The 11,915-nt window shown below is 71.6% G+C and carries 5 protein-coding genes; 4 read left to right on the top strand and 1 reads right to left on the bottom strand.

Going from position 1 to position 11,915, the window contains the following annotated elements:
- The 3 genes from ABD808_RS19505 to mpaM all read left to right on the top strand — a co-directional run.
- On the top strand, window positions 1–4,134 hold a 4,134-nt coding region (locus tag ABD808_RS19505), incomplete at its 5' end, for a type I polyketide synthase (protein ID WP_344898648.1).
- 39 nt (window positions 4,135–4,173) lie between these two features.
- Window positions 4,174–5,640, top strand: a complete 1,467-nt coding sequence (locus tag ABD808_RS19500; RefSeq protein WP_344898646.1) for an FAD-dependent monooxygenase — start codon at window positions 4,174–4,176, stop codon at window positions 5,638–5,640.
- A 139-nt stretch (window positions 5,641–5,779) separates the two neighbouring features.
- Window positions 5,780–6,637, top strand: coding sequence for a daptide-type RiPP biosynthesis methyltransferase (gene mpaM / locus ABD808_RS19495; protein WP_344898644.1), 858 nt, complete (start codon window positions 5,780–5,782; stop codon window positions 6,635–6,637).
- Here the strand turns inward: mpaM and ABD808_RS19490 are convergent.
- The gene (locus tag ABD808_RS19490) at window positions 6,634–7,152 is read right to left on the bottom strand and encodes a nuclear transport factor 2 family protein (protein WP_344898642.1); all 519 of its coding nucleotides are present in this window, start codon (window positions 7,150–7,152) and stop codon (window positions 6,634–6,636) included. The two genes, mpaM and ABD808_RS19490, sit on opposite strands and share 4 nt — an antisense overlap.
- Before the next feature lie 182 nt (window positions 7,153–7,334).
- On the opposite strand from ABD808_RS19490, the gene ABD808_RS19485 reads away from it, so the two are divergent.
- The coding region (locus tag ABD808_RS19485) for a beta-ketoacyl synthase N-terminal-like domain-containing protein (protein WP_344898640.1) at window positions 7,335–11,915 on the top strand (4,581 nt) is incomplete at its 3' end.

Genomic DNA, 11,915 nt, shown 5'->3' with positions numbered 1-11,915 from the left:
CTCGAAAACGCCCACCTCAACCCCACCCACCTCACCAACCACACCATCGGCGTCTACACAGGGGTGTTGAGCAGCGACTACGGCGCCCGGATGCTGAACGACACGCCAGAGGAGTTCGAGGGCTACCTCCTCACGGCGAACGGCGGAAGCGTGGCGTCGGGTCGCGTGTCCTACACGTTCGGGTTCGAGGGGCCGGCCGTCACCGTCGACACCGCATGCTCTTCCTCACTCGTCGCCATGCACCTGGCCGCCCAGGCACTCCGCTCAGGCGAATGCGACATGGCCGTGGCGGGTGGCGCGACCGTCATGGCGACACCGTCGGTCTTCGTGGAGTTCGCCCGTCAGCGGGGCCTCGCGGCGGACGGACGCTGCAAGCCGTTCGCCGCCGCCGCCGACGGGACCGGCTTCTCCGAAGGCGTCGGACTCGTCCTACTCGAACGACTCTCCGACGCCCAACGCAACGGCCACCAGATCCTCGCCGTCGTCAAGGGCTCGGCGATCAACCAGGACGGCGCGAGCAACGGACTCTCCGCACCCAACGGGCCGTCGCAGGAGCGTGTGATCGAGCAGGCGCTTGCCAACGCCGGGCTGTCGGCCGAGCAGGTGGACGCGGTCGAAGCGCACGGCACCGGCACCACCCTGGGCGACCCCATCGAGGCCCAGGCCATCCTCAACACCTACGGGCAACACCACACCGCCGAACAGCCCATTTGGATCGGCTCCATCAAGTCGAACCTGGGGCACACGCAGGCGGCGGCCGGAGTCGCGGGCGTCATCAAGATGGTCCAGGCCATGCGGCACGGAACGCTCCCCGCGTCCCTGCACATCGACGAACCCTCGAACCACGTCGACTGGGACACCGGGCACGTCGTTCTCCTGGACGAGCCGCGGCCGTGGCCTGAGACGGGACGTGCGCGTCGGGCGGCGGTGTCGTCGTTCGGGATCAGCGGCACCAACGCGCATCTCATCCTGGAGGCCGCGCCTGAGACGTCCGTCGAGGAGGACGCCGCCGAGCAGTCGCCGAGTCCTGTGGTCGCCATCCCGCTGTCGGCCAAGACCCCTCAAGCGCTGCGGGACGCCGCCACACGGCTGGGCGACCACCTCACCGATCGCCCGGAGACCACTCCAGCCGAGCTGGCCGGGCCGCTCTCACAACGAGCCCTGTTCGACCACCGGGCCGTCATCCTCACGGCACCCGACGATCGAGACGAACTCAGCCGCGCCCTCACCGCATTGGCCACCGAGCAGCCGCATCCGTCCCTTGTTACGAACACCGTCCAGGACAACAACGGCGGCGTGGTGTTCATGTTCAGCGGCCAAGGCAGCCAACACCCCGGCATGGGACACGACCTCTACACCACCTCACCCGTCTACGCCAAAGCATTCGACGCGGTGTGCGAGGCACTCGACCCACACCTGGACCGGCCCCTCAAGACCGTGGTGTTCGGTGACGATGCGGAACTGCTGAACAACACCCGCTACGCCCAACCCGCACTATTCGCCCTGCAAACCGCGCTGTACCGGCTACTAGAACACCACGGCATCACCCCCGACCACCTCATCGGACACTCCATCGGCGAACTCACCGCCGCCCACCTCGCCGGACTCTGGACACTCACCGACACCGCCACCCTCATCACCGCACGCGCCCGCCTCATGGCCTCCCTCCCCACAGGCGGCGCAATGCTCACCACCCACACCACCGAAGAAACCCTAAAGCCCATAATCGAAAAGCACGACACGATCTCGGTTGCCGCGACCAACTCGCCGAACTCCACCGTCCTGTCCGGAGAGCGCACCGCGCTCGAACAGATCACCAGCGAACTCGATGAGCGCGGAATCAAGTACCAATGGCTGAAAGTCAGCCACGCCTTCCACTCCCCCTTGATGAACCCGATCCTGGAGGAGTTCCAAGCGGTTGCGGCCGGACTCACCTACCACCCCACCACCATTCCGATCGTCTCCAACCGCACCGGCAGCAGCGCCACCGAACAGCAGCTGAGCGACCCCGCCTACTGGACCGGCCACATCCGCGACACCGTCCACTTTCACGACGGACTGACCTACCTCGACGACACCCACCATCCCGCCCTCTACCTCGAAATCGGACCCCGACCCACCCTCACCACACTCACCCACCAAACACTCCCAACAACACCCACCATCCAACCCACCCTCAACCCCAAACAGACCGACACCACCGCCTTCCACAGCGCGCTCGCACACATCCATACCGCCACCAACGTCCAGGTCACCTGGCCCAACACCACCCACCGACCGACCGAGCCGCTCCCCACCTACCCCTTCCAGCACAGCGCCTTCTGGTACGAGCCCAAGGCAAGCAACGGGCGCGGCGCGGCCGGAGCGGTCCCGGGGCAGGAGACCGAGTTGTGGTCGGCGATCGACCAGCATGACCTGGCGGCGCTCTCCTCGACGCTGGACCTGGACCTGGACGACCCGGCCAAGCGCGGCCTGCTGGCCGAGTTGCTCCCGGCGTTGTCCGCATGGCGGCGGAGCGGCTCGTGGTGGCACGAGCCGTCCTGGGAACGCGTCCCGGTGTCCGGGGACTTCTCCCTGTCGGGTTCGTGGCTGCTGCTGCGCTCCGAGCCGACACGGTCAGACGACGACGCGCTGGCCGACGTGCTCGCCGAGCGCGGCGGCGACGTCGTCCCGCTGACCATGCCACTCAACGCCGACGCGGACCGGCTCGCCGAGGAGATCGCCCGGAGCATCCAGGGGACGCAGGTTCGCGGCGTCCTCTACCTGACGGGCCCGACGAGGCCGGAAGCCGACCACCCGGCACCGCCGCACCGCCAAGTGGTCGGCATACCGGAGGCGCTCGCGCTAGCCGGGGTGGACGCCCCGCTGTGGTTCGTCACACGCGGCGCGGTCAGCACGACGTCCGGCGGGCTCCCGGACGACCCGGGCCTCGCGCGGCTCTGGGGCGTCATCGCGACGACCAAGAACAGCAGTCGGCGGCGCCTCCTCAGAGCCGTCGACCTGCCGGGGACGTTCCCGGGACGATCGGGAGCCCGCCTGCTGGCCGCGGTGCTGGCGGGCGGCGACGAGATGGCGGCGGTCCGGGACGACGGCGCCTACGTCAGGCGCCTGGCCCCCGCCACGAGCAACCCCACCGCGACCACGCCCTGGGCACCGTCCGGTCCGGTGCTGGTGACCGGCGGGACGCGCGGCCTCGGCGCGGAGGTCGCGCGCCGACTGGCCGGGGCGGGTGCGACGCGGCTCATACTCGTCCGCGACCCGGCCGATCCGGAGGGGGCGGGCCTGCCCGCCGAGCTGGCCGGGCTCGGCGCCCACGCCACGGTCGTGACCTGCGACGTCGACGACCAGAACGCCGTTCGAGAGCTGTTCACGACGGACACGGCACCAACCGCGGTCATCCATGCCGCGGCGCTGCCGTCCACCGACAACCCGGCGCCACGAGCGTCAGCGGAAGCGGCCTGGAACCTCCACGAGGCCACCGCGGAACTCGGCCTGTCGGCGTTCGTCCTGTTCGCTCCCCTGACGGCCACCGCCACCATGTGCGCAGACAGGCCGGGCGACCTGGCGATCGGGGCCGTCCACGAGATGGTGGCGCGGCAGCGGCGGCAGGACGGCCTGGCAGGGACGGCGCTCGCCTGGGGCCCGGTCGAGGGCGACGGGTCCACCGCCGACGACGCCCCCGGGCTACGTCCGATCCGGGCGGCGGTCGCCCTGCGCGACCTCCCCCGCTTCGTGGCTAACGATGCCGCCGACCTTGTGGTGGCCGAGCTGTCCGAGGGCTTCCCGGGCGTCGGACCGCGCGAGGCCGCGGACCCCGAGCAGGCGCGCGTCGACAAGGGCGCCCTGCTGCGACGGCTCGACGGACGGTCGCCGGAGGAGCGCGACGGCCTGCTGCTGGAGTTCGTGCTCGCCCTGGCGGCGGAGGCCCTCGGGCACGGCCCGGGCAGTCCGGTCCCGGCCGACGCCGACTTCCTGGACCTCGGGTTGACCTCGCTCGGCGCGCTGACCATGCGGGACCGGCTGACGGAGGGCACGGGCCTCGCGCTGTCGGCGAGCGCGGTGTACGACCTGCCGACCCCGGCGGCGCTGGCCGCGCACCTCGGCGCCGAGCTCGCCGCGGCGGCGGACGCCTGACACGCACGCCCCATCACATCTACGGAGCGGGAGAACAGCATGAACGACCATGTCGTGATCGTCGGAGCGGGTCCTGGCGGGCTGATGCTGGCCTGCGAGCTCGGCCTCGCTGGCGTCCGGACGACCGTCCTGGAGAAGCGGACGGGCAGGTCGCACGAGTCGGGCGGCGGGCTGCTGCACGCGCGCTGCGTGGAGACGCTGAGGCAGCGCGGGATCGCCGGGCGGTTCGGGGGCCCGGACACGCCCCGCTGGGGCCGCTCGCACTTCGGGCTGATCACCATCGAGTACGACGAGGAGCTGGCGGAGACCGAGTACGACATGCTCGTCCCGCAGGTCCGCACCGAGGAGGTGCTGGAGGAGCGGGCCGTCGAGCTCGGCGTGGAGGTGCTGCACGGGCAGGAGGTGACGGCCGTCGAGCAGGACGCGGACGGCGTCACGGTCCGGGTGCGGTCGGCTTCGGGCGAGCGGGACCTGCGCTGCGCGTACCTGGTGGGCTGCGACGGTGTGCACAGCACGGTGGGACGGCTCTGCGGGTTCGAGTACGAGGAGTTCGCGCCGTCGTACTACGGCGTCACGGCCGACGTGAAGGAGTTCGAGGGGAACCGGGACACGTTCGTCCGTGGCCTGTACCCGAACGGGCAGCTGGGCATCCTGCCGTTGCAGGAGGGCCGGATCCGGCTGATGACGGTCGAGTTCGTCGGGGAGTCGCCGGGGCCCGAGGGTCCGGTGACGCGCGAGGAGGTCCTCGCGAGCATCCAGCGGATCACCGGCGAGGCGCCCGCGATCGAGGAGCCGAGCTGGATGGAGCGCAACGGCCATCCGACGAGGCTGGCGACCCGCTACCGGGACGACCGGGTGCTGCTCGTGGGCGACGCCGCGCACTCGCATCCGCCGTCGTCGGGCAACGGGATGGTCACCACCGTCCACGACGCCGTGAACCTCGGCTGGAAGCTGGCCGCGCAGGTGCGGGGCCGGGCGCCGGACGGCCTGCTGGACAGCTACGAGGAGGAGCGGCGCCCGGTCGGGCGGCGCGCGTGCGTGCGGGCGAAGGCGCAGGTGGCGGCCATGTATCCGCTGGACCATGTCGCGGCGCTCCGGGAGGTGCTGATGGGGCTCATCGAGATGAAGGAGGTGCAGCGGTACCTCGTCCAGTACGTGACGGAGGTGGCCTACGACTTCGAGTACCCGGGGCTGCCGTCCGGGGACGGCGCGCACCCGCTGATCGGCACCCGGTTCCAGGACGTGCCGGTCGCCACCCCGGACGGCACGAAGCTGTCGACGTACGACCTGCTGGTCGACGGCCGTGGCGTGCTGCTGAATCTGACGGGGAGGCCGGGCGCCGTCCCGGACGTCAACGCCCAGGTGGCCGTGGTGACCGCCGAACCGACCCCCGAGCTGGACGCCCGCGCGGTGCTGGTCCGCCCGGACGGCTTCGTCGCCTGGGCCGACCGGGACGGCGACGGCGACGAGGGCCTGCGCGTGGCGGCCCAGACCTGGTTCGGCTGAGCCCGGCGGCCGCGTCCGGGGACAGGGGCACAGCCTCTTAAGCGGGCGGTTAGGGCAGCTTTATACCGCTCCGGGAGGATGGTTGTGGCAATTATGGAATTGCCGCGACCATCCCACTCCCGGAAACGAGGAAGTCCCCATGAGCGAAAACTCCCTCCGCGTTCTCGGCACCGCGAGCCATGTCGCCCGACTGCTCGGCGACGACGGCGTCGTACACAGCCTCTACGGCCCCGAGGGATCGCCCGTCTACCATTTCCTCACCCGTTATGACGAGGCCGACGCCGAGGCGATGCTGGGCGTCGCGCAGGGCCGGAAGGGCACGCTGCTCGAATTGGCGTGCGGGTCGGGCCGACTCACCTTCCCGTTCCTGGAGAACGGTTTCGACGCCGTCGGGCTCGACATGTCGCCGCACATGCTCGCCCTGTTCGACGAGCGGCTCGCCGAGGAGAAGGAGGACGGCAACGACTACAGCGGCCGGGTCTCCACCGTCCAGGGCGACATGACGAGTTTCCGGCTGGACCGTACGTTCGACTTCATCACGCTCGGCGCCAACGCCGTCAGCTACCTGGACGAGAAGCAGCGCGCCTCGCTGTTCGCGTCGGTCCGCGAGCACCTGGCCGAGGACGGCCGCTTCCTGATGACGCTGATCGAGTTCCCCGGCATCGAGGAGCGCGACCAGCCGTTCGAGACGCAGGCGGTGGTCGCGACGGGAGCCGACGCCGACATCCCGATGCTGCTGACGCTGCTCGACTTCGTCGACCCGGACGAGTCGCTGCGCTCCAGCAACTTCCTGGCCCAGCGGGTGGAGGACGGCCGGATCACCGACGCCAAGATCTTCACGGCACTGTCGCACATCCTGCCGGCCGCCCGGCTCCGCGCGGAGATCGAGGCGGCCGGCCTGCGGGTGCTGGCGCAGCACGAGGTGGTCAGCGAGTTCCAGATCCAGGCGTCGTTCGCGATCAACCCGGAGATCTACCTGCTGGAGGTCACCGTCTAGAGGGCCGGTCGCGCACCGTCCGGGAGGCTCTCCGCCGGGGAGCCGCCCGGGAGCGCGTTCCCGAGCTCGGCATAGGACTCGCCGCCGTGCGGCCCCCACAGCCGTGTGATCGCGTCCAGCGTGCAGTAGTCGCGGAACAGCACTATCTCGCCGTCGCGGACCCGCATCAACTGGATGTAGGGGGCCTGGAACCGCTCGCCGGTCTCCAGATCCTCGGTGTGGGAGACGAACTCGGCGATGACGACCTCGGGGTCGTCGGTCTCGTAGATCGTCTCCTCCTGGTGGCCGACCAGCCGGCGCGTGCCGCGCTGGGCGTTCTCCAGCGCCGCCGAGGTCACGGCGCGGATGGTCGCCCGGCCCTCGAAGCGGCGGGGCAGGCCGCCGGCGGCGAAGGGGACCTCCAGCACCCCGTCCTCGGCGAACAGGTCCGCCTGGCCGTCGGCGTCGAGCCGACTGATGCTCTCCTGCTTGAGCAGAAAGACCTCGCGCGGAGTCCGGACGTTCCGGTCAGCCATTTCTGGCCTCCATTTCATGCTTCTCGACTGCGGGATTTCGTGCGCTATCCACACTTTCACATCATAAAACACCAGTCCCCTTAACGGCTTCTTTCGGCGCTCTAAAGCCACCTTGCAGGGGCCCGGTCGAGCCTGGTATCGAAAGACGAGGATAACAGGCCTTACAGATACGAGGACTCTCGATGCATGAGCCGATCGCCATTGTTGGAATATCCTGCCGGCTCCCCGGGGCCAATGATCCACGGCAGTTCTGGCGGCTGTTGCGGGACGGCCGCAGCGCGATCACCGAGGCGCCCGAGGATCGCTGGCGCGATCTCGACCTGCGGTCGCGGCGCGGCGGGTTCCTCGACCGGATCGACGCTTTCGATCGGGGTTTCTTCGGGATCTCCCCGCGTGAGGCCGCGGCCATGGATCCGCAGCAGCGGCTCGCGCTGGAACTCGGGTGGGAGGCGCTGGAGGACTCCCGCGTCGTGCCGGGTGACCTGCGCGGTTCCAGCACCGGGGTGTTCGTCGGCGCGATCTGGGACGACTACGGCGCGCTGCTGCGCGAGCGGGCGGAGGTGACGCAGCACACGCTGACCGGCACCCAGCGCGGCATCATCGCCAACCGCGTCTCCTACACCCTCGGTCTGCACGGCCCGAGCCTGACCGTGGACACCGGGCAGAGCTCGTCGCTGGTGGCGGTGCGGCTCGCCGTGGAGAGCCTGCGCCGCGGCGAGTCGGAGGTGGCGCTCGCCGGGGGCGTGAACCTGAACATCCTCGCCGCGAGCACGCTCGGCGCGCAGCGGTTCGGCGGCCTGTCCCCGGACGGCGTCTGCTACACCTTCGACGAGCGCGCCAACGGCTACGTGCGGGGGGAGGGCGGGGCTCTGGTCGTGCTGAAGCCGCTGCCGACCGCCCTCGCCGACGGCGACCGCGTCTACTGCACGATCCTCGGCGGCGCGGTGAACAACGACGGCGCGACCGACTCCCTCACCGTGCCCGGGCGCGAGGGCCAGGAGGACGTGCTCCGCCGCGCCTACGCCGACGCCGGGGTGTCCCCGGCCGACGTGCGGTACGTGGAGCTGCACGGCACGGGGACGAAGGTCGGCGACCCCGTGGAGGCGGCCGCGCTCGGCGCGGTGCTCGGCGCCGGGCGCCCCCGGGCGAGGGCGCTGCTGGTCGGCTCGGCGAAGACGAACGTCGGGCACCTGGAGGGCGCGGCCGGGATCGTCGGGCTGGTCAAGGCCGCGCTGAGCCTGCGGCACGGGGAGATCCCGGCGAGCCTCAACTTCGTCCGCCCGAATCCGGCGATCCCGCTGGACGAGCTGCGCCTCGCGGTGCAGACCGAGCTGGCGCCCTGGCCGGAGCCTGCGCGGACGGACCCGGCCGGGGCGTCCTCACTGGCCGGAGTCTCGTCGTTCGGCATGGGCGGCACCAACTGCCACCTCGTGCTCGGCGGCCCGCCCGAGGAGTCGCCCCGCGCGGCGGGCACCGCCCCGGAGGTCGTGCCGTGGCTGCTGTCCGGGCGATCGCGGAAGGCCGTCGGCGCGCAGGCCGCGAAGCTTCTGTCGTTCCTCGACGAGCGGCCGGACCTGACCGCCGCCGGGATCGCCGCCGCACTCGCCACCACCCGCACCGCCTTCGCGCACCGGGCCGCCGTCGTCGGCGCGGGACGCGACGCGTTGACCGCCGCGCTGCGCGCGCTCGCCGCCGCGCCCGGCGAGGCGCCCGCCGTCCCCGACGACGTCGTCACGCTCGCCGGGCGCACCACGGGCGGCGGACCCGCGTTCCTGTTCACCGGGCAGGGCGCGCAGCGCGTCGGGATGGGACGGGAGCTGGCCGAACGCTTCCCCGTGTTCCCCGCCGCCCTGGACGCCGCCTGCGCCGAACTCGACCGGCACCTGCCGAGGCCCGTCCGGGACGTGATGTGGGCCGAGCCCGGCACCGACGACGCCGCGGAACTCGACCAGACCCGCTACACGCAGGCGGCGCTGTTCGCGGTCGAGGTCGCGCTGTTCCGGCTGGTGGAGTCGTTCGGCGTCCGGCCCGACCTGGTCGCCGGGCACTCCATCGGCGAGTTCGCCGCCGCGCACGCCGCCGGCGTCCTGACGCTCGCCGACGCCGCCGCGCTGGTCGCCGCCCGCGGCTCGCTCATGTGGGAACTGCCCGAGGGCGGCGTCATGGTCTCGATCCAGGCGTCCGCGGACGAGGTGACCCCGCTGCTGACCGGCGACGTCGGGCTGGCCGCCGTGAACGGGCCGCGCTCGGTCGTGATCTCCGGCCCCGCGGAGCAGACCCTGGAGGTGGCGGCCGCCCTGACGGATCGCGGGCACCGGGCTCGGCGGCTGAAGGTCAGCCACGCCTTCCACTCGGCGCTCATGGAACCGATGCTGGACCGGTTCCGGGACGTGGTCGCGAGCGTGGAGTTCGCCGAGCCGCGGCTGCCGGTCGTGTCGATGCTCACCGGGCGGCTCGCGGCTCCGGACGAGCTGCGCGACCCGGAGTACTGGGTGCGGCAGATCCGCGAGCCCGTCAGGTTCGCCGACTGTGTGGGCGAGCTGCGCGCCGCGGGGGCGGAGACGTTCCTGGAACTCGGGCCCGGCAAGGTGCTGACCGTCCTCGCTGAGGAGAACCTCGCGGACGAGGCGTCGGCGTTCCTGCCGTCCCTGCTGGACGGCGCGGAGGAGCGGTCGTTCGTCGCGGCGCTCGCCGGGCTGCACGGGCAGGGCGTCGAGGTCGACTGGCGGACGCTGCTCGGCGAGGGGACCGTCGACCTGCCCACCTACGCGTTCCAGCGGCGGCGCTCCTGGCCGGAGATCTCCGTGGACGACGCTCACGCCGAGGACGTCGTCACGGTTGTTCCGCGGGACGACGCGGAAGAGCCCGACGACGAGGACGAGCCCTACTCCCGGAGCCGCCTCGGGCCGCTGCCCGAGGCCGAGGCGCGGCAGAAGCTCGCCGATCTGGTCCGCGTCGGCATCAACGCGACGCTCGGCTACAGCTCCGCCGACGCGCTCGACCTGGGCAGCACCTTCAAGGAACTCGGCTTCGACTCGCTCACCGGCGTCGAGTTGCGCGACCGGCTACAGGCCATGAGCGGGCTCCGGCTGCCCACGACGATGATCTTCGACTGGCCGACACCGCTCGAACTCGCCGAACACCTCGGCCGCGACCTGACCGGCGCGCCCGACGACCCGGCGGACCGGCCCGCGGTGCCCGCCGCGCCCGACGAGCCGATCGCGATCGTCGGCGTCGGCTGCCGCTTCCCCGGCGGGGTGCGGTCGGCCGGCGACCTGTGGCGGCTGGTCACCGACGGGGCGGACGCCATCACCGAGTTCCCCGCCGACCGCGGCTGGGACCTCGCGGCGCTGTCCGGCGACGACCCGGACCGTCCCGGCTCCAGCACCCGGCACGGCGGCTTCCTCCATGACGCCGACCGGTTCGACGCGGCGTTCTTCGGGCTGAGCCCGCGCGAGGCGACCGCGATGGACCCGCAGCAGCGGCTGCTGCTGGAGACCTCCTGGGAGGCGTTCGAGCACGCGGGCATCGACCCGTCCGGGCTGGCCCGGCGCCCGGTCGGCGTGTTCGTCGGGGCGACCGCGCACGGGTACGGTCCCGAGCTGCGCGAATCGGTCGACAGCTACGACGGGTTCCGGTTCACCGGCAGCACGGTCAGCGTCGCGTCCGGCCGCGTGGCCTACACGTTCGGGTTCGAGGGTCCCGCCCTCACGATCGACACGGCCTGCTCGTCGTCCCTGGTCGCGCTGCACATCGCCGCGCAGGCCCTGCGGGCGGGCGACTGCACGATGGCGCTCGCCGGGGGCGTGACGGTGATGAGCTCACCCGGCATGTTCCTGGAGTTCAGCCGCCAGGGCGGGCTCGCGGCCGACGGACGCTGCAAGCCGTTCGCCGCGGCTGCCGACGGGACCGGTTGGGGCGAGGGCGTCGGACTCGTGCTGATGGAGAGGTTGTCGGACGCCCAGCGCAACGGCCACCAGATTCTGGCCGTCATCAAGGGCTCGGCGGTCAACCAGGACGGTGCGAGTAATGGTCTCGCGGCGCCGAACGGGCCGTCGCAGGAGCGCGTCATCCAGCAGGCCCTCGCCAATGCGCGGTTGACGGCGGACGAGGTCGACGCCGTCGAAGCACACGGCACCGGCACACGTCTGGGCGACCCGATCGAGGCCCAGGCCCTGCTCAACACCTACGGGCGGCGCCACAGCGCCGAGTCGCCGTTGCGTCTGGGGTCGATCAAGTCGAATATCGGGCACACGCAGGCCGCGGCCGGGGTCGCGGGCGTCATCAAGATGGTGCAGGCGATGCGGCACGGCGTCCTGCCGAAATCGCTTCACATCGACCAGCCCTCTTCCCACGTCGACTGGGACACCGGGCACGTCGTCCTACTGGACCAGGAACAACCCTGGCCCGAGACCGACCGGCCACGCCGGGCCGCGGTGTCCTCGTTCGGGATCAGCGGCACCAACGCACACCTCATCCTGGAAGCCGCACCCAAGACGTCCGTCGAAGACAGTGGGGGCGAGGAGAATCCGGCGCCGGTCGTCGCGCTCCCGCTGTCGGCGAAGGACCCGAAAGCGCTCCGCGCCACGGCGGCGCTGCTCAGCGAGCACATCGCGGCGCATCCCGAACTCACTCCGGCCGACCTCGCCGCCCCCCTCGCCGGACGCGCATTCCTCAGCAGCCGCGCCGTGATCGTCACGGGACGAGACGATCGCGCGGAACTGGACACCGCCCTCAACGCACTCCACACCGACCAACCACAC

The sequence above is a fragment of the Actinomadura meridiana genome (assembly GCF_039537545.1).
Lineage (GTDB): Bacteria > Actinomycetota > Actinomycetes > Streptosporangiales > Streptosporangiaceae > Spirillospora > Spirillospora meridiana.
Note: the sequence above shows the minus strand (reverse complement) of the source record. Positions and strands in the feature narration are given on the sequence as shown.